Raw genomic sequence first — 21764 nt, 5'->3', positions numbered from 1 at the left:
CATGCTGAAGCTGCCCGACTCGTGGGTGTGGGACTTCTGGTTCGCCGACGACGGCGAGCGCCACCACCTGTTCTTCCTGTACGCCTCGCGTGCGCTGCACGACCCCGACGCGCGGCACTACCGGGCGTCGATCGGGCACGCCGTGTCCGACGACCTCGTGGCGTGGGAGCGGCTGCCCGACGCGCTCGTGCGCGGCGACGCCGGCGCGTGGGACGACCTGGCGACCTGGACCGGGTCGGTCGTGCGCCACCCCGACGGCACCTGGTTCCTGTTCTACACGGGCTCCACGTTGACCCCCGCGGGCAACGTCCAGCGCATCGGCTACGCGACCTCGGCCGACCTGCTGACGTGGCACAAGTCCCCCGACAACCCCGTGCTGAGCGCGGACCCGCGGTGGTACGAGCGCCTCGAGGACGGGCAGTGGCACGACGAGGCGTTCCGCGACCCGTGGGTGTTCGCCGATCCCGGCGGCGAGGGGTGGCACATGCTCGTGACCGCTCGGGCGGGGCGCGGACCTGCCGACGAGCGCGGCGTCGTCGGTCACGCCTGGTCGCCGGACCTGCGCACGTGGGAGGTGCGGCCACCCCTGAGCGAGCCGGGTCAGGGGTTCGGTCAGCTCGAGGTGATGCAGGTCGAGCTCGTGGACGGCCTTCCCGTCCTGCTCTTCTCCTGCCTCGCGACGGACGCGTCCGGCTCCCGCCGCGCGACGGGTACCACGGGTGGGGTCTGGGCGGCCTCGGCCGCGGACCTCCTCGGTCCGTACGACATCGCCGGGGCGGCGCAGCTCACCGACTCCTCGCTGTACAGCGGCCGCCTCGTGCGGCGTCGCGACGGCTCGTGGGCGCTGCTCGCGTTCCACCACGACGACGCCGACGGCCGGTTCGTCGGGACGATCAGCGACCCGATGCCGGTCCGCCGCGAGGGCGCCACCCTCGTCCTCGACGCGGAGGACCTGGCGGCGACGGCGACGGCGCCCGAGGGCGACGCGTCGCGGTCCTGAACCCGGCTCGGGCGCCGGCACGTGGCGGCGCCCGAGCCTGCCCCCATCGCTCAGAGGTCAACGGAGACCGCATGCACAGACGAACCCTGGCGACCGCGCTCGTCGCCGTCGGCGCCCTCGCGACCACGGCCGCCGCCGCACCCGGAGCAGCGGCCGGCCCACCGGACTCGTACCGCGCCGCGTACCACTTCACGGTGCCCGACCACTGGAAGAACGACCCGCAACGGCCCCTGTGGCTCGACGGGCAGTTCCACTACTACTACCTGTACAACGCCGACTACCCCGCGCGGATCGGCACCGCGTGGCGCCACGCGACGTCGACGGACCTCGTCCGGTGGGCCGACCAGGGGGTCGCAGCCCCCAAGGGCACCAACGCGAACTACGACCTGTGGTCCGGTTCAGCGGTCGTCGACGAGAGGGGCACCGCCGGGTTCGGAGCCGGCGCCGTCGTCATGATGGTGACGCAGATGGACCACCCCACCCCCGGCCAGATCGTCGACGCCTCCGGCCCGCAGGCGCAGTTCCTCTGGTACTCCACCGACCGAGGGCGGACCTTCCGGCCCGCGGGCGACGAGCCCGTCATCGCGAACGGCGGCCGGCGCGACTTCCGCGACCCGAAGGTGGTGTGGGACGCCGAGCGCGAGCGGTGGGTCGCGCTGGTCGCCGAGGGCGACGCGGTCAGCGTCTGGACGTCGAGCGACCTGCACGGGTGGGAGTACCGCTCGTCGTTCGAGCAGCCCGGGCTGGGCCTGCTGGAGTGCCCGGACCTGTTCCGGATCCGTGCCGACGACGGCTCGTGGAGGTGGGTGCTCGGCGTCAGCGCCAACGGGTACGCCACCGGTGACCCCGCGACGTTCGCATACTGGACGGGTTCGTTCGACGGCACGGCCTTCCGCGAGGACGAGGCCCGGCCGCGCTGGCTCGACCACGGGTTCGACTGGTACGGAGCCGTGACCTGGGAGGACCCGACCGCACCGGACGAGCGGCGCTACGCGGTCGCGTGGATGAACAGCTGGGCGTACCCGTACACCACACCCACGTGGGACGCCGACGGCTTCAACGGCACGGACTCCGTCGTCCGCGAGCTGCGCCTGGAGCGCACCGGTGCCTCGTACGCGCTCGCCTCCCGCCCGGTGTCGTCGCTGCACTCGCTGGCGACCGGCACGCGCGCACTGGGCGACGTGGTGGTCGACGGCCACCTGCCGGTCGACCACCGGGGCGTGGCCTACGAGCTCGAGGCCGACGTCACGTGGGAGGAGGCGACGAACGTCGGCGTCCAGCTCCGGCGTTCGGCGGACGGGACCCGGCATGCCGACGCCGGCGTCCACGGTGGCTACAGCTACCTGAACCGCGGCGGGACGGGGCACCCGGACGCCACCGGAGAGCGGGTGGAGAGCAGGGCGCCGTTCGACCCCGGGCAACGGCGGGTGCACCTGCGGATCCTGGTGGACCGCACCAGCGTCGAGGTGTTCGTCGACGACGGCCGACAGGTCCACTCCTCGCAGGTCTTCGCCGGGCCCTCGGACGACGGGCTCGCCCTGTACTCGGTGGGCGGTCGGGCGACGTTCCACGACGTCCGCATCACCGACCTCGCGGCGCCGGAGCAGAGGCCCGCGCGCGTCCTGGCGGACTTCGAGGGTGACGGGTGGCCGCAGGGCTGGACGGCGACGGGCGACCTGGCGTCCGCGGCGCCGACGGCCGGCGACCTGCTCGGTCAGGTGGGTGCGCGGGTCGCGGACACGTTCGTGGGACCCGGTGACGCCGCCACCGGGGTGCTGACCTCCGCACCCTTCACGATCGACCGCCGCACCGTGCACCTGCTCGTGGCCGGGGGCCGGCACCCGCTCGGCTCCGAACCGGCGACCTCGGTCCAGCTGCTGGTCGACGGCCGGCCCGTGCGGACCGCCACGGGCGACGACTCACCGCACCTGCGCCCCGTGACGTGGGACGTGCGGGAGCTGCGAGGCCGCACCGCCCAGCTCCAGGTGCTCGACGACGCCACCGGCTCCTGGGGCCATCTCATGGTCGACCACGTCGTGCTCAGCGACTGAGCGCGGGCGCCCTGGCGGCACGGCCCTGCCCTCACAGCACCCTGGGTGCTGTGAGGGCAGGGAACGGCGCCGTGCTCAGGGCAGCGGACGCGGGTCCGGCGTCGCGGGCACGGCCTGTGCCCGGTTCGCCGGGATGTCGCCGTAGCCTCCGAGGCCGTTGTCGCCGTAGTCACGGTCGACGACCGCGGACGTCCCGGCGATGTCGAGGCGGACCGTCGGGGCGAGCGTGCCTCCACGCCGCACGTCCGGGTTGCCGATCGCGTCGATGAACGACTCCACGAGCCCGTTCGGCATCACGTAGTGCGAGTACGCCTGGAAGGAGCGCGCCGTCTGGCCGTTCCCCGGGGAGGCCGGGGTCCCGACCTCGTAGTTGAGGTTGGTCGGGTTGCCGAGGGCGAGCCCGCTCCCCTCGTTGAGCGGCTGGAAGTCCGAGCGGACCCCGTTGCCGACGAAGCCGTAGACGCCGTCCGGTCCGTCCATGTACCAGAAGCGCGGGTCCGCCGAGTCGTTCTCGCCGCCCCGGGCGTAGGTGTGCCGGTGGCTGATCGTGAACAGGTAGTACTTGTTGCCCTTGAGGTAGATCTGCGGGCGCTCGGTCTGGTCGTTCACGCAGTTCCCGGACAGGATCGGCGGCAGGAAGTGCCACTTCGTCAGGGCCTTGTTGTCCGCCACCGCCAGGCCGACGTTCGCCATCTGGAAGTTCGCGCCGGACGCCGTGACCGTGTCGGGGTCCTCCGCGTACGGGTCCCCCTCGCGGTAGCCGAGGTCCGCCTCGGTGCACGGGACCGACCCCCGCTCGCCTCCGGTGTTGCCCTCGAACACCATGTACGTCTTGCCCGGGTGCTTCGGGTCCTCGAACGTGAACGGGTCGCGGAAGTTGACGAACGCGTTCTGCTCCCGGGTCTGGTAGTAGGTGCCGTCGGGCACGAGCAGCTGGTGCTGGTCCCGCATGCCGGTGAGCCAGACGCCGTCCTCGTCGGCGAAGATCCGACCCTCGGACTGCACGATGCGCGGGTCCGCGGGCTGGATCTCCTCGTCGTTCGCGTCCCGGTAGAAGGCCACCGCGGTGTAGAAGATCCGGAGCTTGTTCCCGTCCATGATGCGGGTCGAGCCGGACCACTCCGTGACCGTCGAGAACGACTGGTCCTCGAAGATGGCCCCCGCTGCGCCGTCCGGGAAGACGTGGCCGCCGTAGATCCACCCACCGTTCTCGGGGCGCTGGTCCGCCGGCACGTCCGCCTTGCGGTAGAAGAACCCGAGCCGGGCGTGGGTGTGCCGGGCGTCGAAGGTGTACCCGGCGGTCGAGTCGGCGGTCAGCGCGAAGATGACCTCCCAGCCCTTGAAGCTCACCTGGTTCGACCGGCCGTCCGTCAGCGTCCAGGTGTCCCACACCCAGATCTGCGTGCCGTCCTCCTCGGTCAGGACCGGGAAGTCCTGCGGGATGTCGGGCATCGTGTACTCCTCGGGCAGCGAGTTCGCACCGGCGGGCGCGCCGGGATCGCTCATCGCCCTGATCTGCAGGGCGTCCGCGCGCGTCCACCTGGCCGTGAAGTCCGACTCGATGTCGAACGCCTTCTGGCTGTGCAGGGACGGCGCCGGGAAGCCCGGCTCGCGCAGGATCGTCACGTCGTCGGACGGGTCGTCCGCGGCGACCGAGGTGGGCGCCGCGACGGCGGCCCCACCGATCAGCAGTGCCGTCGCGGTCGCGACGGCGAAGGAACGGCGCGCACGGCGCGCCGGGGTCGAAGACATCAAGGTCATCTCGCTTCCTTGCGGGAGTGACGTCTTCGAGCGACCAGCTGTTCCCCCAGCGATCCGACGGTAGACCCGCGGTCGGTCGCGGTGTCAACCACCTGGGCACGCCGCAGTCACGGAGACGGCGATGGGCATCACACAACCCTTGACACCGTGCCCGGGAGCGGGAGTAGGAAGGACTCACCACGTCGGGATGCGCCGCACAGCCCCCGACCACGCCGACCCACGGTCGGCCACATGGCCTCAGCAAGGAGACCGCCACTCCGTCCGGTGGACGACCGGACACATCAGGAGGGACGAGGCGGGCCCGCTCCCGGGCCGCGCTCCGGCGGCAGCGACGCCGCCACTTCGGGCGACACAGGTGGTTCCCCCATCGCGTCAGCGCACACGTCGCACCATGCGCCATGCGGCACGTGGTGCCCGAAGTCACCTGGAGCATCATGAAAGAGCCACACGCCCGTCGCGCGCTCGCGACGGTCGCCATCTCGGGTCTGCTCGCGGCGGGGCTCGCCGCCGGGGGGCAGTCCGCCGCCGCGTCCCCGGGGCAGGACGTCGTCTCACTGCGGGACCAGACCGCCTTCGAGCTCGCGTCGACCCTCGTCGGACGCAACGTGACGCTGCGCAGCGCCAGGTTCGTCGGGCAGCCCTTCCAGGCCGGCACGTACTCCGGCGTCGAGGTCGGTGACCTCGACGCGGACGGCGTCGTGCTGTCCACCGGCTCCGTGGTCGACGCCGACCCGGACTCCGACGACGACGTCGACTTCACGCGCTCGTCGCTGCTCGGTCCCAACGCGTCGCTGACCACGACGGGCGACCTCGGCGGCGCGGGCGACCGTCGGCTGACGCGCCTGTTCGAGACGTCGACGTACGACGCCGCCGTGCTGGTGATGCAGGTCGTGCCGCGAGGTCGGGTCCTGCGCCTCACGTACGCGCTCGGCTCGGAGGAGTACGCGGTCTGGCAGGAGCGCGGCTACTCCGACGCGTTCGCCATCTGGGTGGGCGGGGCGCCGTGCTCCTACGTCCCGTCCACGCGCGTCCTCGTCGGGACGGACACCGTCAACGCCGACACGAACCGCCGCTACTACGAGGCCAACTTCGCAGCGAACGACCCCGGGGCCGGTGACTACGACACCGAGCTGAACGCCTTCACCTGGTCGCTCACCTGCACCGCCCGGGTCACCCCGGGGCAACGTGTCGCCGTCCGCATCGCGGTCGCCGACACGGGGGACGGACAGCTCGACACCGCCGCCCTCATCGCGGCGGACTCGCTCCGCTCCACCCGCGTCCCGGCGAGGGCCCTGGCGCCGGCGGCCAGGCTGGCTCGGCCGCTGCCCTGACCCCGTCGGGCGTCCGCTGCCCGGGGACCGCGGGGCACCGCGCCCCGGGCAGCGGCGGCACGCCGGGTGGGCCTTCCGCGCGGGCACCGCCGCCGTTACCGTCGGCTCTGACGGGCGCGGCTCGTGCGGCGTCCTGGGCGGCAGCTGCCGCCGCGCAGCTGCCGGAAGGGACGCGCCGTGGCCGCACCTGCGAGGCGGAGCACGTGGAGGACACCCGCTGTGCTGGGTGCGCTCGTCGCCCTGCTGCTGCTGGCCGCGTGCGGCGACGGCGGCGAGCGGCCGAGCCCGACGAGGACGGTGCCGTCGCCGACGGCGACCCTGCCGACGGTCTCGGCACGGCCGACGCCGACCGTGACCCGGCCCGCACGGCCGACGCCGACCGCCACGGTCCCGACTCGGCCGACCGCCACGGCCACGGCCACGGCCACGACACCGGCCCGTCCGTCGCCGACGTCCGTCGTCACGCCCGCGCCGACCACGCCCGCCGAGCCGCCGGTCGCGACACCCCCGTCGGCTCAGCCGACCGGGACCGAGGCGGCTCCCACGCCGAGCCCGACGCCCAGCAGCACGCCCACGATGACACCGACGCCCACGCCGACGCCCACACCGACGCCGACGCCGACCCCGTCGCCGGAGCAGACCGACGGCGGCACCCCGGCCTGGGTGTGGTGGCTGCTGGGGATCGTGGCCGTCGGCGCAGGGGTCGGCATCCCGCTCGTCGTCCGGGCGCGACGCGCGGCGGCCTGACGGCACGGGCTCACCGGCGCGGGCTCAGTCGCGCCGCCTCGTCGGGGTGGGCCTCCGCAGGATCGACGCCCCGGCGCACAGCGTGCCGATCAGGAACGGGTGCACGGCCCCGCGCTCGACGAGGCCGATGACGCCGACGGTCGACCTGCCGGCGGACAGCATGATCAGGGTGAGGTAGGCGACCGTCGAGACGAGACCGACGACGCCGACGACGACGAGCGCCCGGCCCATCCCCGCCGAGAGGCCGAGCCGCCGGTGGAAGCGCCCCAGGACGATCGCCAGGGCGTTGCCGCCGAGGAAGCCGGCGAACGCGCCCGTGCTGTGCAGGTCCCCGGTGCCGTTCTCGAGCGCCTCGCCGGAGCCCGGGAACAGACCGAGCAGCACCCCGCCGCCGGCCAGCAGCGCGGCCGGGAGCAGCGCCGCCCACCGCCTCCAGCCGGAGACCCCGCGCAGCAGCGCGACGCCGACGAGGATCGCGATCCCGAACGCGAAGAAGCCAGCGTTCATCAGCCAGTACAGAGGCGACTCCATGGCCTGGCCGAAGAGCGTCGACGGGCCTCGCACGCCGAGGTTGCTGATGAAGTCGTACGTGTAGCTGTAGGGCGGGTCGGTCCACGCCGCCGCCGTGACGAGCTCGGCGACGAGGAAGATCGCCGGCCCGGCGACGAGCCAGGCGCCGGCGGCGCGCCGCTGGCCGTCGCGCCCGGTGCCCGGCGGGGCAGCGCCCGGGGAGCCGGCGTGCTCCTGGGTGGCGATGTCGGTCATGGGACGCCTCTCTTCCGTCGGAGAACGCCGAGTCTGGACCCGGTTCAAACGTGTAGTCAATACAGTATTGGTGTCAGTTCGAGTTCGGTCCTATGCTGATCGTCGTGAGCGAGGCACCCCGCGCAGGCCGACGGGAGCGCAAGAAGGCGGCGACGCGGGAGTCGATCCGCGACGCCGCCCTGGAGCTGTTCCTCGAGCGCGGCTTCGACGCCGTGAGCGTGCGCGAGGTGGCGGACCGGGCGGACGTCTCCCCGACGACCGTGTTCGCGTACTTCCCGCAGAAGGAGTCGCTCGCGTTCTCGGACGAGGCCGAGCGGCACGAGCGCCTCGTCGCCGCGGTCCGGGACCGCCGGGCGGGCACGAGCGTCTCGGCCGCGCTCCGGGACCACTACCTGGCGGAGATCGCGGAGCTCTCCTCGGAGCCCTACCGGCAGGTCCTCGCGCTCATGTCCCGCACGCCGTCGCTGGTCGACCACGCCGAGCGCATGTGGCTGCGCCACGAGGACGCGCTCGTGGACCAGCTCACCGCGGAGGCGGGGCTCGCCGAGCCGGACGACGCGATCCGCCTGTACGTGCGCTTCGCGCTGCAGATCCAGCTGCTCGCGACCAGGAGCGAGGACCCCCGCGCGACGGTCGACGCCGGCTTCCGGCTCCTCGACGACGGCTGGGCGCGGCACGGCGCCGCCGGCCGCCACTGACGGGCCGTGCTACGTCAGGCGCTCTAGGCTCCGACGGGTGATCGTCTGGATCAACGGCGCGTTCGGCGCGGGGAAGAGCCAGACCGCCGTCGAGCTCCGCCGCCGGTCGGCCGACGCGCACGTCGCCGACCCCGAGCCCGTCGGTCTCGCCCTCCGGCGGACGCTCCCGCCCGCAGTGCGCCCCGAGGACTTCCAGGACCTCGCCCCGTGGCGTTCCGCGGTCGTCGACATCCTCCAGGAGGCCGAGGCGACCCACGCCGGCCCGGTGCTCGTGCCGATGACGATCGTGCGTGACGAGTACTTCCAGGAGATCGTCGGCGGTCTGCGTGCCCGCGGGGTGGACGTCCGCCACTACACCCTCGTCGCCAGACCGGAGACGCTGCGCGCGCGGCTCCGCACCCGCGTCACGCTCGGGCGCACCGGCCTGCGTCGCGAGACCTGGGCCGTGCAGCAGATCCCGCGCTGCGTGGCCGCCCTCGCCCAGGAGCACTACGCCACGCACGTGGAGACCGACGACCGGACGACGGACGAGGTCGTCGAGTGGATCGCCGCCGACGCCGGCCTCACGCTGGACGCGCCGCGGCTGGCGCCCTGGAGGTACCAGGTGCAGCGCCTGAAGGTCGCGGCCGGGTTCGTCCGGTGACCGTCCGATGCCCGCATGCCGAGGGCCTGCGGAGATGAGATTTGGTGCGCTCAGATCAGCGAACGTGAGATCCGCTGGCTCGTCGAACCTGAGAAGGTGCAGGTCAGAGCGTCACGAAGTGCAGAGCGCGCCACGCCTCACTGGCACGTACTACGGCCGGTCCCTCGCGAGGGCGTGGCGCGCTACCGCTCACGGCCGATCAGATCGCAGGCCTTGAGGGCTTCAGCCGCCACTCTCCGACGGATCGGCCCTCGACGAAGCGCGTACCAGCGTTCGCGCCCCACTAGTAGTACTCCCGCACGTAGCCGAGCGCCTTCTCGAAGACGTCGTTATCGCGGATCTTGAACTGCACGTAGAGCGTCGAGCGCAGTGCCTTGCGGACCTCCTGGTCGCCGCGGATCGTCGACTGCCATCCCTCGAACCGGACGGCGCGAACGACCTCGTCGATCCGGTCGACGACGTTGGACACGATGATTGGCGTCTGGTCTCCCTTGAGCGCGTCGAAAAGCTCGGTGAGCGCGGCCCGGCCGCGTTCCTCACGAGGCACCTCGTTGATGGCCTTCTCGGCGGCCACGGTGTCCCGTGCCAGCTCAAGTAGTTGTCGGAGGAAGTCGAGACTTGAGTGCTGGATGTCGGCGTACTTCTCTCGCAGCGCGTTGAGCCGCTGTCCGAGCTCGACGAAGACGGGGTTGTTGAGGTGGCGGGCGATCCGGGCGGTGATCTGCCGTTCGATCTCCTCCGGGGTGGCGTCCTTCTTTCCGGCCATCAGGTCTTCGATGGTCTGTGCGTCGAGCACGATGGTGTCGGCGGCCTGCGGAAGTTCGACCTCGACGTGTTCATTGATGAGCTCGAGCGTCTTGGCCCCGAGCGCGTGCCAGACCAGCCGGCCGGTGATGTCGGGCTGCCGGACTGACTCATAGACGTCGGTGAGCCAGCGGTAGTCGTGGCCAAACTCTGCCAGCATCGGGTCCGGGCTGATCGCTTCCCACAGCTGGGAGACGACGCTGTACGCGAGACCGAACGCGTCCTTCTGGGCGTCGTCGGCGATCGCGGCCTGCGCCTGGATCAAACCCTCGTAGCCACCGACGGTACGGTCGACGCCGGGGAAGAACGCGAGCGCGGCGGTGATCGCCGGCGCGAACTGCGCCTTGAGCTCGGCGATGTTCGAGATGACCCGGAGGACCGACTTCTCGTCGAATGCCAGAGACTTGGCGACGTCGTCGAAGATGCCGAGGTAGTCGACGATGAGGCCGTGGGTCTTGCGGGGCGGGTAGACCCGGTTGGTGCGGGTAATGGCCTGCAGGAGCGTGTGCTCCTTGAGCGGCTTGTCGAGGTACTGGCAGTACAGGATCGGGGCGTCGAAGCCGGTGAGCAGCTTCGCGGTGACGATGATGATCTTCAGCGGGTCGGCTGGGTCGTTGAACCGTGCGGTGACCTGCTCCAGCTCCTCGGCGTTCGGCGTCCATTTCGCCCATTCCGGTGAGTCGCCGCGCGACTTGGACATGACGATCGTCGACGCCTCGGGCCCGAGGTGCTTGTCGAGCTCGTGCTTGTACGCAACGCACGAGGCCTTGTCGTAGACGACGACCTGCGCCTTGAACCCCTCGGGTTCGACCTTGGTGCGGAAGTGCTCGGCGATGTCGGCGGCGATCTGCGCGACTCGGTTCGGCGCCTTGATGAGCACCTCGAGCGAGGCTGCCTTCTTCGACAGCGTCGTCTTGTCTTGCTCAGACAAGTCGCTTGACTCGGCGAGCTCGGCGAACGCGGTGTCGATCGCCTCCTGGTCGATGTGGATCTCCGACAGGCGCGGCTCGAAGTGCAGCGGCAGGGTTGCGCCGTCTCGGATGGAGTCGTGGAAGGAGTACCGAGACAGGTAGCCGCCCTCGTCCTCGGGGGAGCCGAACCACATGAAGGTGTTGCGGTCGCGCCGGTTGATCGGGGTGCCGGTCAGACCGAAGAGGAACGCGTTCGGCAGCGCCTGGCGCATCTTCTGCCCGTAATCACCCTCCTGGGAGCGGTGGGCCTCGTCGACCATCGCGATGATGTTGTGCCGGTCGTCCAGGACGCCGGGAGCCTCACCAAACTTGTGGATCGTCGTGATGATGATCCGCCGCGCGCCGGTACTCAGCAGCGACTGGAGCTGGGCGCGCGAGTCGGTCGACACGAGTCCCGGGACGTCGGAGGCGTTGAAGGTGCCGGTGATCTGGGTGTCCAGGTCGATCCGGTCGACGACGATCAGGATCGTCGGGTTCGTCAGCTCGGCTATGGCCCGCAGCTTCAGCGCGGTGAACAGCATGAGCAGCGACTTGCCCGACCCCTGGAAGTGCCAGATCAGACCCTGCTTGATCCGCCCGTGCAGCACGCGCTCGACGATGAGGTTGGTCGCCTGGAACTGCTGGAACCTCGCGATGACCTTGATCTTTCGGTGCTTCTTGTCGGTCGCGTACAGCGTGAAGAACCGCAGGAACTCCAGCACGGCGCGGGGCGCGAGGACGCCCTGGACGGCCTCGCGGACCGCTTCGAGGCCGATCTTGACCGGCCCGTCCTCGTCGGTGGGGTCTTCCCGCCATGGACCCCACAGTTCGACGGGCATGCCAACGGTGCCGTACCGGAAGTCCTTGCCTTCGGTCGCAAATGAGAAGACGTTCGGGACGAAGAACTGGGGGACGGACGCCTCGTAGTCGTCGTGAATCTGCGCGGCCCCGTCGATCCACGTGTACGCCGATCGGATCGGGGTCTTCGCCTCGCCGACGACGAGCGGGAGGCCGTTGCACCACAGCACAATGTCGAACCGCTTCTCCACGCGCCCCTGGGCGAACGTGACTTCGGTGGAGACCATCCATTGGTTCGACGAGTCGTCTTCGGGGTGGTCGAAGTCGATCAGGCGGACGGTGGTGTGCTCACCGTTCGGGCCGAACGGCATCGACTTCTGGCCGGTCAGCCACGCCATGAGTTCTTCGTTCGCCGGCACCGGGTGCGGAGACGTACGAGCGGAGAGCAGGATCGCCCGGAGGTTGTAGATGACCTCGTCCGCCTTGGCGGGGTCGGCTGCAATCTCAGGGTTCAGGCGCGCGAGCGCAGCCTTGGTTGAGCCCTCCAGCAGCACCTCGTCCGTGCGTCGCGGAAGCTCGTTCCCCGGCACGAACTGGACATCGACAGATTGAACCAGATCGCGCACGAAGTCCCGGACGGTGTTCGCCTCATTGAACTGGGGGGCCATCACTCGCCTCCGAAGACAGCTGACTCGAGTGCTGAGGTGAGGAGGCGGAGAGCGTCGCGCTCCGCGTCCGCCCCGGCCAATCCCGCTCGCCTCTTTGCGACCAGCTGGCGCAGGGCCAAACGATCGTCAGGCCAGGGCACCTCTACCTTCATGAGGTCACTCTTGTTGAGCTTCCTCACGATCGTGGTCGTCTCGCGCGCCTCCATGGCTTGCCGACCCCGAGGATGCGCAAGGAGCGACTGCACCAAGTACGCGTCGTCTTCTCCGAGCCCAATGATCGAGGTGATCTGCTGGTTAGAAATCCCAGGTTCTTGGATGACTGCGGACTTGCCCATGTCGCCGCCGATGCATGCAACAGCTACGGAGAAAGGCGCAAGACGCCTGCCGCACTTGGCCCCCGCCTCGCTTACTCGCTGTCGCGCGATGCGGATCGTTTCCCCATCAATCTCCGACGGTGTGTAGAACGGCACTTCAGCGTTGTCCCAATAGGACGCGTTGGACTTCGAAGGCGTGGTGCCTGTGACGCAGTCGGCAATCTCGCCGATCGCCAGTTTGCCCCCATCGGCATCCCACAGTTCACCGAGACGGGCGTCGAGCGCGCTCTGCAGCGACGCCGAAAGGCCGAGGACGGCCAGCCGGTGCAGCTCGACGGCCCAGAGGAGCTCGGCGATGCGCTTCTGCTCGTCAAGCGGTGGAAGATCGAACTCGAAGTTGGCGAGGTCACGCCAGTTGGTGCGTGGTGACAGCGAGCCAGCCGAGGTTCCGAGGGCATGGTCGAAGAACTCGTTCGACTGGACGAGGAACGGGAGGAACTCCCCGAGCATCTGAGTCTCGTCGGCCTCGAAGGTGTAGATGTCTCCAGAGCAGATGGCGTCGAACTCCGCGTAGGCGACCTTGCGTTGGTAGGCGCGGCGCTTGCCGAACAAGGTCTGGCCGGGCTTCACGCGCCGCGTGAATGTTGTGCCGTCTTCGGCTGTGCCCCAGCGACTGATCTTCAGTTCGCCTGGGTCCATGTGGTCCATCGCGATGATCCGGTCGAGTCCTGTGGATTCGAGGTAGCGGACGGTCTCGTTGACATTGCGCACGACGTCACCGAACGCGACGCGTTTCCACGTGGACTTGTCGAGGTTCAGGGTCATGCCCTGACCTCCGATCGGAGAAGCTCGAGGACGTCGGCGATGGCGGCGTCGGACGTGTCTGCTGCGGCTCGCCATTCGCCGACGGCATCGGCGACGTCGATCTGTTCCCCGGCGCCTGAGGCTTTGGCTCCCGCGACGTAGAGAGGAATCGCGAGGCTGTGCGATCTCGCGGCGATCTCGTCAAGGGTCGCGACGGCGGCGAACTGGTCGACGTCGTCGAACGCGCGGTAGGCGTCGAGGATCTTCTGCTGGTGAGTCTCCCGGAGGAATGACTGCGCGGACTGGCGGGCTACCTCGTTGACCGCGTTGATGAACAGGACCTTCCCCTCGCGGTCCGGGGGCTTGTTGGCGCGCAGGGTGACGACGACAGCCTCCATCGGGCTGTTGTAGAACAGGCCGGCGCCAAGTCCGAGGACGCACTCGATGAGGTCGGACTTGACGAGTGCCTCGCGCAGCGCTGCTTCCTCGCGCCGGAACAGGACGCCGTGGGGGAAGAGGATTGCTGCTCGTCCGGTCTTGGGGTTGAGGCTCTTGGCGATGTGCTGGAAGAAGGCGTAGTCGGCGCGGCCCTGGGGCGGGACGCCCCACATGTTGCGGCCGTAGGGGTCCTTGGCGAAGGTGTTGCGGTTCCAGGCTTTGATGGAGTAGGGCGGGTTGGCGAGCACGACGTCGAAGGTTTCCAGGCCGCCTTTGGCGTTGAGGAAGGCCGGCCGGGCGAGGGTGTCGCCGTGGGCGATGTGGCCGTCGGTGATGCCGTGCAAGAACAGGTTCATGCGGGCGATGGCGGAGGTTCCGTAGTTGAGTTCTTGGCCGTAGAGGCGCAGGTTGCGCCACTCCTTGCCCTGTCGCTTGAGCTCGGCGACGGCGGAGATGATCATGCCGCCGGTGCCGCAGGTGGGGTCGTAGACCGACTCGCCGGGCTGGGGCTCGAGCATCAGCGTCATCAGGTGCACGAGCGTGCGGTTGGTGTAGAACTCCTGGGCGGTGTGCCCGGAGTCGTCGGCGAACTTCTTGATCAGGTACTCGTAGCCGTTGCCGAGCTCGTCTTCGGGCAGGTTCGCGATGGACAGCGTCTTGGTGGAGAAGTGCTCGATGAGGTCGGCGAGTGTCGAGTCTGGCAGGAGGTTCTTGTTGCCCCAGTCGCCGTCGCCGAACACACCGGGGAGCGTGTCGGGGTTGGCGGACTCGATGGCGCGCATGGCTTTGACGATCGTGGCGCCGATGTTCTCCGTCGTCGAGCGGATGTCGTCCCAGTGGCAGCCCGCGGGGATGGCGAAGCGGTGGTTCTCCGGAAGGTCGGCGAGTGCTTTCTCGCCGTAGATCTCCATCGCCGTGGCGTGCTCTTCGTCATACACGTCGGAGATCCGCTTGAGGAACACGAGCGGGAAGATGTACTGCTTGTAGTCGCCGGCGTCGATGAGGCCGCGGAGCACGATCGCCGCGCCCCACAGGTAGGACTCCAGCTCGCGCTGGGTAATGCGCGTGCTCATGCGCTGGCCTCCAATCCCCAGTTCGCAAGTTCCTGCTCCAGCGCTGCGCGGGTCTCGGCGGCGCGGGCGTGCGCGGCTTCGAGGTTGGCGAGCGCATCGGCGAGCGTGACCTTCTCGCCGTCGTCAGCGGGGGCGACGTAGAGCGGGATGTTGAGGTTGTCGTTGTTGCCGGTGATCTCGGCGAGGTTGACGACGTGGGCGAGGCCGTCGACCTCGTCGAACCCCTGGTAGAGCTCGAAGAGCCGCTCGGCGTGCTTGGGCTCGAGAGTGTTCTGGTTGCGCCCGCGCTTGAACAGGGACTCGCCATTGATGAACAGGACCTTGCCGCGCCGCTCGGCGGGCTTGGTGTGGCGCAGGACCAGCACGCACGCCGCAAGCCCTGTGCCGTAGAACAGGTTCGGGGCGAGGCCGATCACGGCGTCGACCATGTCGTGCCTGAGGACGTGGGAGCGGATACGCGCCTCGGCCCCCTGCCGGAAGAGCGCGCCCTGCGGCAGGACGACAGCAACCCGGCCCGTCGTCGAGCGCGCTGAGGTAAGCATGTGCTGGACCCAGGCCCAGTCGGCGTACCCCTTCGGTGGCACCCCGCCGAGCGTGTTGCGGCCCCATTTGTCCGAGGCCCACTCGTCCTCGCCCCAGTTCTTCAGAGAGAAGGGCGGGTTGGCGACCACACAGTCGAACTGGGCGAGGCGGTTGCCGGAGTAGAAGGCAGGGTTCCTCAGGGTGTCCTCGCGGACGACCCTGAAGTCCTCGACGCCGTGCAGCAGCAGGTTCATACGCGCGATCGCGGAGGTGGCGAGCACCTTCTCCTGGCCATAGAGCTTGCCCCACAGCGTGTTGACGTGGCCGCCGTGCTCCTTGACGTGCTCGATGACCTCGATCAGCATGCCGCCGGTTCCGCAGGCGGGATCGTAGACACTCTCGCCCTCCTGCGGGTCGAGGATGTTCACGAGCAGACCGACCACTGAGCGCGGCGTGTAGTACTCGCCCGCCTTCTTGTTCGACTGGTCCGCGAATCGCTTGATGAGGTACTCATACGCGTTTCCGAACACGTCTGGAGGAACGGTTGCGTTCGACAAGGTCCTGGTCGAGAAGTGCTCGATCAGGTCGGCGAGTTTGCGGTCAGGGAGCTTGTGCTTGTTCGTCCAGTTGGCGTTACCGAAGATGCCGAACAGCGTCTCGGGGTTGGCCTTCTCGATCTCGCGGAACGCCGTCAGAAGCGCGGTGCCGATGTTCTCAGTGCGCTCTCGCACGTCGGACCACAGGTGGCCGTCCGGGATCGTGAAGCGGTGGTTCTCGGCGAAGGCGGCGTACTCGTGGTCGCCCCCGGACTCCTCGAGAGCGGCCTCGAACTCCTCGACGTAGACGTCGCTGATCCGCTTGAAGAACATCAGCGGGAAGATGTACGCCTTGAAGTCGGCCTGGTCGATGCTGCCGCGCAGGAGGTCGGCCGCACGTGCGAGGTACTGCTCGAGTTCAGGCTGGGTGACGCGGTCGGTCATGGTCGTCCTGTCGTCTTCGAAGCTGGTGCGTTGAGGGGTTGGTCGGGATGGTCGGCGGGTGCCGTTGGGCGCATCACGCCTCCGCCGGGGCCGCGGTGCCGGCTGAGACGCCTTCGACCAGCGCCCAGCGGCTTGAACGAGCCGCGTCGAGAACGTCCTCTGTCACATTGGTGACTTCGTCGAGCGCGGCCAGCGTCTCGACGATCTGCCGCTGCTGCGCGATCGGTACAACGGGAACCCTGAATCCGAGCACGCTAGCGCGTTGGACCGTAGCGCCCGCGATAGTTGAGTCGTTCGCGCGACTGGTCAGCATCGCCGCGACGTAGTGCGGGTCGAGGTCTGCCGACATGATCCGCAGTAAGCACGTGTGAGGGGCTGCCACGACGCGGCCGCCCTCGGTGTCGACTCGTGCGGCGATGCGATGGGCGAGCTCAACCACGACATCACCGGGCTCGGTGATCCTGGGCGTTCCCTTCAGGCGGTCAGTGTCGATGCGCACGGAGTCTGCCCCGTCACGGATCCAGCGGGATGTCGCGACGAGGGTGCCGCTCGCACTCAGCAGGTCTCGGATCGGCCGTGCCGGTGGACGTATCACGGTGACGACCCCCAACTGCCCGAGGTCCTTGATAGTCGCCATACGCGGTGGTGCGGGTGGCGCATCGAGGTCTGCTGCGGGCGGTACTGGCAGCTCTTCGAGCCGGGCGAGGCTCGACTTCAGGCTCTCGAGATGCTGACGGATCTTGTCGACGGTCGGCGCGGGCTGGGCGACGGCTAGCCACCTCTGTGGGCCGAGGTTGAACTGCTCCGTCGCGAGTTCGTCGAACGACACAGCGACGGCGCGCGCGCCGGCCGGCTTGATCCGGCGCTCGCGCCAATCCTTGAGCGCGGCGGCGATCGCCGGAATGTCGAGGCTCGCATCTGTGCTGTGGTCCATCAGCAGCACGCGCGAGGGGTGGGCGGCCTCGCCTGGGCGCGCCAGGACCCAGAGGTTCAACGGGATGTTGGTGCGGGCGGCGAGCCCTCCAGGGAGCGCGACGACAGCTTCGACCGCGCGGGCGCGAACCATCTCGGCTCGGATCTCCGCCTCCCGGCCGCCGCGGTACGCGCTGCCCGTGGGCTGCAGCACGAACGCACGCCCCCCTTCCCGCAGATGCCAGATGGCCAGCTGAAGCCACCCGGTGTCGAGGTTCGAGGCGGGAGGCATGCCGAACCGAAGACGGGCATCGAGAGCGAGGCGCTGGGGGTCGTGCGAACGCAGTCCGAAAGGCGGATCGAGGACGACGACCGCAGCGTCGGCCGAGCTCGAGGATTCGAAGGCGTCCTCGTTTCGAACAGTCACGCTATAGCCCGTGAGCAACGCGCGTTGCCGGGCATGCATGCAGACCGACGTGGCGAACTCCTGTCCGCTCAGCGGCTGACGCTCCTCTCCGCGCTCGGCGACGGCGAGCAGGAGGCGCCCCGAGCCGACGCACGGGTCATGTGCCGGCCCACTCACGGAGGCCGCTGCCGACGCGATCAGATCCACGAGCGTCTCGCTCGTCGCGTTGTCGTCATATCCGCGAAGCACGGACGTGGTGAGTCGGTCCTGGAACGCCTCGTACGCCCGAGCGAGGCTGTTGGCGTCGATCGAACTCAGCGCCACGACGAAGGCACGCAGTGCATCGGGTCGTCGTTCGAGCTCGTCGAAGAGTGTGGTGTACAGGCCCGAGGTCACTGAGCCGAACAGCCTGTACTCGGTCGGCTGACGTTCGTCGTAGCTCTCCATCGCCGCTCGAAGTCGGGGCCCGAGCGACGCGTCCTGCTCCTCTGCGACGGCGTGCCATCGCGCCCCAGGGGCGACGCCGGGGTCAAAGCCGGGCGAGTCGGGGTCGCTCAGGAACCGCCAGGCAACCATTGAGCCCGCTAGCGCCGATACTGCCTCGGGGCGTCCGAAGCCGCGCCAAGCATCAAGGGAACTCCAAAGTGCCCGGTCGATCTGAAACGTGTCAACCGTCCGCCCGCGCGCGTTCAGCCAGGCGACAACTGCCGCCTCGTCGTAGCGGGGACTCGTCGCGGTGCCGGCGACGGGTGCCGGGAAATCGTCCTTGTGTCGGCTCGTCCAGTTGCTCACGGTGGAGCGCCCGACCCCAGCGAGCTCAGCGATGTCGCTCTTGGTGATGAGGATTGCTTCGTGCGCCCGGGCGTTCACATCACGTCCTTGTGGATAGGGAAGAGCGAGATTACGTTGCTCGGCGCAGTGGCGGGCATCGGCGTGACGTCCTGGCCGGCAGCCAGGCGCAGCCGCTTCGAGAGCCCCTGATCTGGAGGGACGACCGTCACCCGGCAACCCGCCCGCTTCAGCTCAGCGATCGCATTGGCGAAGATGCCGTCCCCAGATGCGAGCACGACACGCGAGTAGCGGGCCGAGATCCAGCGAACGTCGGCGATGACACTCAGCAGTTCCTGGTCGGCGCCGCTCGGCCCGCTACGGACCAGGCGCTGAGCCGAGCCTGTCCAACCGAAATGTGCTGCGAGAGCGTTGTGATGGCTGCTCGCCACGGCAACCGGGTCACCGGTCGCCAGCATGCCCATCGCCCGCATGCGCGCCTGGATGGTGGCCACCTCGGCAGTCGCCAGGCTGCTGCAGCCTGCCATGTTCTCGATGTCGATCAGGTACAGAGTCCGGCCGGTGCACAGTGCACGGGCCTGGGCAGTCCCATGCGGGATGTGCTGCCGGTTCATTGGTAGTCCTCCGCGTTCTTGAGTCGGCGACTCCGACCCCTTGAGGCGATCGTAGAACAGACCCCAGCACCCGTCAAGCGTCGAAGTCAGTTCACACCACACATCGAGACTGCCGTGAAGTGTGAACTCGCGACGTGGCATGGTCCCGGAGCGTCGAAGCGTCTGCCGAGCGGGTAAGGGTGTCGCTCGGATTGCGCCGTCGCGGGGCCGCTGAGCAGCGCCTCGTCCGAGGCAACTCCGAATGCGCGCGGCAACGATCCGCGCGTGCAGTCGATTCGAGCCGAACTGGGTTCCATCGAACTGCGTTCGCGCCGGCTGGAAGAGAACGAACTGCCAGCAGCGGAAGGTCGAGTGGAAGCGGTGACCGCCGACGGAGTTGGTCTCTCGCACTGACAATCTGAAGCCGACGCCTCGGGCATTGCCGGTCCGCGCCCATGGAGGCAGCGGGATCGACCGCTTACCCACCGTCGGCGAATCCAGGCCGTCACGCGACGCATCGATGCGAGCCAGTCAGGCAACGAACCGCCTATATAACGCCAATGGCCCGCCGGACTGAACCGGGCGGACCACTGGACAAGAGCATAACGAAGAACCTGTCTCCGCTTTCGTCATCTAGTCTACCAACGTGTCCACACCGGCTCAAGCGGGGGTCGCCCCTCACGCGGCACGCATGGCGTCGATCGCAGCACCGAGGCTCGCGCCGTACCTCGCATGCACGGGCGGCAACCCAACTCGGGCCCTGCGACTGTACGAGTGGAACATCGACCTGTCAGCCGGCGTGTACGGAATCCTCCACAGGTTCGAGGTGATCCTGCGCAACGCGATCGACGCGCGCCTGTGCATCTGGAACGCGACCCAGCGCGACCGAGACACCAATCGGAGCTACGGGAGCGACTGGCTCCTCGACCCAGCTCCATTGCTGGCACGACTCGCCGAGCGGGCGGTGACCGAGGCCGCTGACCGAGCTGCCACTGCGGCCGCAGGGCGGCCGAATCCGACGGTAGGACACGCTGACGTGCTCGCGCAGACGTCGTTCGGGACTTGGCGCTTCCTGCTGCCCGACACGGACGCAGGCCGCCAACTCCTGTGGAAGGCCGAGATCGCGCATGCGTTCCCGCACTTGCCGACCGGCTACAGCGGGCAAGCGGTGACGGATGAGGTCGACCGCGTTTACCAGTTGAGGAACCGGGTCGCGCACCTCGAGCCCTTACTTAACGCGGGACGCACCCAACGGCAGATTAAAGCCGCGTACGACGTCGCCGGATGGATCGACCCCGAACTTCGTACCTGGCTCACAAGCACGCAGCGTGTCGCCACTCTGCTGAAGACCCGCTCCCGCATCTGACACCGCAGCGATGCACGAACTCGCCCCGGAAGCGCGGGTGGTCTCTCCCGAGCCCACTGCTTGGGGCGAACGGGCGAGGAGCCGCCCGGCGCGCCTAAGGTGACGACGGGGTCCCCACCGCGGAATCTGACCACTTCTCCGGATTTGGGGCGCGGGATTGACCGCCGCCGATCGCGCCGGACACCTGTACCGAGCTCTCGTTGCGCTTAGCCGTCGATCGACTCTGAATAGGACCGCAGCGCTGTGAGGGAGTCGATCGGCGGAGTCGCAGGATGGCTCGGGGGCACGATGATGCGGCCGCCCCGGCTGTTGCGGAGAAACGGGAAGCGGTCAGCCCTGCAGGCGCAGGGTGTACCGAGGGCCGAGCCGGTCGGTCGTGACGGCCACGACGTCGCCTGTCAGCCAGTTGCCGCCCTCGTCCTGAAACTCCACGCACATGCCGACGTCGAGAGGTTCGTCGAGCTGGACGGAGTGGACGTGCACGAACCCGTTCGGGCGCGCGGCAGGAGGCACTTCGAGCATGCTCTGCATGCGGACCAGCGTTGCCATCGTGCACCTCCTCTTCCGGTTCATCCTGAACTCTACCCGCGCGGGTAGGCAACTACCCGGGCAGGTCCACAGGATCACCCAGCAGGTCGAGGGCACGCCGGAATGCCGGGGCGAGGCGTTCGCGCGCGTTCGCGCGGGTCTGCTTGGGCTGGTCGATGCCGAGCTCTTCCAGCCGCAGGTCGGTGCTGGCGGCGACGATGAGGTCGAAGTGGACCTCGTTGCGCGGGTCGGGGCCGTTCTCGTCGGAGACGGCCGTCGGCCACAGCTCGAACCCGGCGTCGAGGAGGACGTGCGCGGGCGCTTCCCGGTACATCCGGAACCGGGTGCCCTCGGCGAGACGCTCCGGTGTCCACTCGTCGGTGAGGGCGAAGCAGCTCAGCGGGAGGACGCTCGTGCCGCCCGGCAGGCCTCGCGCGGCGACGATGTCGTCGTACAGCGGGCTGGCGGCCGCGGCCGCCTTGATGATGACGTTCAGGTCCGCGACCTCGAACCGGAGCATCCCGATGTCGTCCGTGGGGTCGAGCTGATGGCCGTCGGTGCGCCAGTGGACTTCCTGCTCGTGCACACGCTCTCCCTCGAGGCTTGGACCTCCGGCAACGTACCGCAGGGCACCCACGGGTCAGTGCGCCGGGGTCAGTCGGCGAGCGAGTCCAGGACCTCAGCTTCGAGTGGGGCGCAGCGCTTGACGGCTCATGCCACCGATCCCCCGTCGTGCGGTGGCGGCGACGCTTGATGCCCCAGGCGGACCATCCGGCGACACCGCGCGGTCTCGCGGGCGCGCGCGCTCGGGCACCGGCGACTG

At 69.2% G+C, this 21764-nt stretch carries 18 protein-coding genes; 7 read left to right on the top strand and 11 right to left on the bottom strand.

What is annotated here, in order from left to right:
- Position 1 precedes the first annotated feature (1 nt).
- The gene (locus tag HGCM_RS05015) at positions 2 to 1000 is read left to right on the top strand and encodes a glycoside hydrolase family protein (RefSeq protein ID WP_019135780.1); all 999 of its coding nucleotides are present in this window, start codon (positions 2 to 4) and stop codon (positions 998 to 1000) included.
- Between the two features lie 71 nt (positions 1001 to 1071).
- Positions 1072 to 3051 (top strand): glycoside hydrolase family 32 protein, encoded by a 1980-nt coding sequence (locus HGCM_RS05010; protein WP_019135779.1) that lies wholly within the window; start codon positions 1072 to 1074, stop codon positions 3049 to 3051.
- Positions 3052 to 3126: 75 nt separating this feature from the next.
- Here HGCM_RS05010 and HGCM_RS16945 read toward each other — a convergent pair whose 3' ends face one another.
- Entirely contained in the window at positions 3127 to 4803 is a 1677-nt protein-coding gene (locus tag HGCM_RS16945) for a glycoside hydrolase family 68 protein (RefSeq protein ID WP_019135778.1), read from the bottom strand.
- A 443-nt stretch (positions 4804 to 5246) separates the two neighbouring features.
- Here HGCM_RS16945 and HGCM_RS16940 point away from each other — a divergent pair, with 443 nt between their 5' ends.
- Complete coding sequence (locus HGCM_RS16940) at positions 5247 to 6143, top strand: choice-of-anchor L domain-containing protein (protein ID WP_147572675.1); 897 nt, start codon at positions 5247 to 5249, stop codon at positions 6141 to 6143.
- Positions 6144 to 6658: 515 nt separating this feature from the next.
- Here HGCM_RS16940 and HGCM_RS20055 read toward each other — a convergent pair.
- Both HGCM_RS20055 and HGCM_RS16935 read right to left on the bottom strand, forming a co-directional pair.
- A complete protein-coding gene (locus HGCM_RS20055; RefSeq protein ID WP_147572673.1) occupies positions 6659 to 6853 on the bottom strand; it encodes a hypothetical protein in 195 nt (64 codons plus the stop codon).
- Positions 6854 to 6914: 61 nt separating this feature from the next.
- Positions 6915 to 7655: a DUF998 domain-containing protein gene (locus HGCM_RS16935; RefSeq protein ID WP_019135774.1), complete on the bottom strand. Its 741-nt coding sequence runs from the start codon at positions 7653 to 7655 to the stop codon at positions 6915 to 6917.
- A 104-nt stretch (positions 7656 to 7759) separates the two neighbouring features.
- Between HGCM_RS16935 and HGCM_RS04975 the strand changes: the two genes are divergently transcribed.
- Both HGCM_RS04975 and HGCM_RS04970 read left to right on the top strand, forming a co-directional pair.
- Positions 7760 to 8353, top strand: coding sequence for a TetR/AcrR family transcriptional regulator (locus HGCM_RS04975; protein ID WP_026075269.1), 594 nt, complete (start codon positions 7760 to 7762; stop codon positions 8351 to 8353).
- 37 nt (positions 8354 to 8390) lie between these two features.
- Complete coding sequence (locus HGCM_RS04970) at positions 8391 to 8996, top strand: AAA family ATPase (RefSeq protein WP_019135772.1); 606 nt, start codon at positions 8391 to 8393, stop codon at positions 8994 to 8996.
- Positions 8997 to 9279: 283 nt separating this feature from the next.
- On the opposite strand, the gene HGCM_RS04965 is transcribed toward HGCM_RS04970, so the two are convergent.
- From HGCM_RS04965 to HGCM_RS16925, 6 genes are all read right to left on the bottom strand, one after another.
- Positions 9280 to 12216 carry a type I restriction endonuclease subunit R gene (locus HGCM_RS04965; RefSeq protein ID WP_019135771.1) on the bottom strand — a complete coding sequence of 979 codons (2937 nt, stop codon included), beginning with the start codon at positions 12214 to 12216 and terminating at the stop codon, positions 9280 to 9282.
- Positions 12216 to 13355: a restriction endonuclease subunit S gene (locus tag HGCM_RS18735; protein WP_019135770.1), complete on the bottom strand. Its 1140-nt coding sequence runs from the start codon at positions 13353 to 13355 to the stop codon at positions 12216 to 12218. The genes HGCM_RS04965 and HGCM_RS18735 overlap by 1 nt, the downstream gene beginning before the upstream one ends.
- A complete protein-coding gene (locus HGCM_RS04955) occupies positions 13352 to 14845 on the bottom strand; it encodes a type I restriction-modification system subunit M (protein WP_019135769.1) in 1494 nt (497 codons plus the stop codon). The genes HGCM_RS18735 and HGCM_RS04955 overlap by 4 nt, the downstream gene beginning before the upstream one ends.
- A complete protein-coding gene (locus HGCM_RS04950) occupies positions 14842 to 16347 on the bottom strand; it encodes a type I restriction-modification system subunit M (RefSeq protein WP_019135768.1) in 1506 nt (501 codons plus the stop codon). The genes HGCM_RS04955 and HGCM_RS04950 overlap by 4 nt, the downstream gene beginning before the upstream one ends.
- A gap of 73 nt (positions 16348 to 16420) precedes the next feature.
- Complete coding sequence (locus HGCM_RS04945; RefSeq protein ID WP_019135767.1) at positions 16421 to 18535, bottom strand: N-6 DNA methylase; 2115 nt, start codon at positions 18533 to 18535, stop codon at positions 16421 to 16423.
- The gene (locus HGCM_RS16925; protein ID WP_019135766.1) at positions 18532 to 19068 is read right to left on the bottom strand and encodes an NYN domain-containing protein; all 537 of its coding nucleotides are present in this window, start codon (positions 19066 to 19068) and stop codon (positions 18532 to 18534) included. Before HGCM_RS16925 ends, HGCM_RS04945 begins: the two co-directional genes overlap by 4 nt.
- A 264-nt stretch (positions 19069 to 19332) precedes the next feature.
- On the opposite strand from HGCM_RS16925, the gene HGCM_RS20370 reads away from it, so the two are divergent.
- The gene (locus HGCM_RS20370; RefSeq protein WP_256998709.1) at positions 19333 to 19461 is read left to right on the top strand and encodes a hypothetical protein; all 129 of its coding nucleotides are present in this window, start codon (positions 19333 to 19335) and stop codon (positions 19459 to 19461) included.
- A 232-nt stretch (positions 19462 to 19693) separates the two neighbouring features.
- A complete protein-coding gene (locus HGCM_RS19305) occupies positions 19694 to 20413 on the top strand; it encodes a hypothetical protein (RefSeq protein WP_161604966.1) in 720 nt (239 codons plus the stop codon).
- Between the two features lie 330 nt (positions 20414 to 20743).
- On the opposite strand, the gene HGCM_RS04930 is transcribed toward HGCM_RS19305, so the two are convergent.
- Together HGCM_RS04930 and HGCM_RS04925 are read right to left on the bottom strand one after the other, a co-directional pair.
- Positions 20744 to 20962, bottom strand: a complete 219-nt coding sequence (locus tag HGCM_RS04930) for a hypothetical protein (RefSeq protein ID WP_019135763.1) — start codon at positions 20960 to 20962, stop codon at positions 20744 to 20746.
- Between the two features lie 52 nt (positions 20963 to 21014).
- Positions 21015 to 21527, bottom strand: a complete 513-nt coding sequence (locus HGCM_RS04925) for a hypothetical protein (protein ID WP_019135762.1) — start codon at positions 21525 to 21527, stop codon at positions 21015 to 21017.
- Positions 21528 to 21764: the final 237 nt, after the last annotated feature.

This window comes from Cellulomonas massiliensis JC225, assembly GCF_000312005.1.
Taxonomy (GTDB): domain Bacteria; phylum Actinomycetota; class Actinomycetes; order Actinomycetales; family Cellulomonadaceae; genus Cellulomonas; species Cellulomonas massiliensis.
Note: the sequence above shows the minus strand (reverse complement) of the source record. Positions and strands in the feature narration are given on the sequence as shown.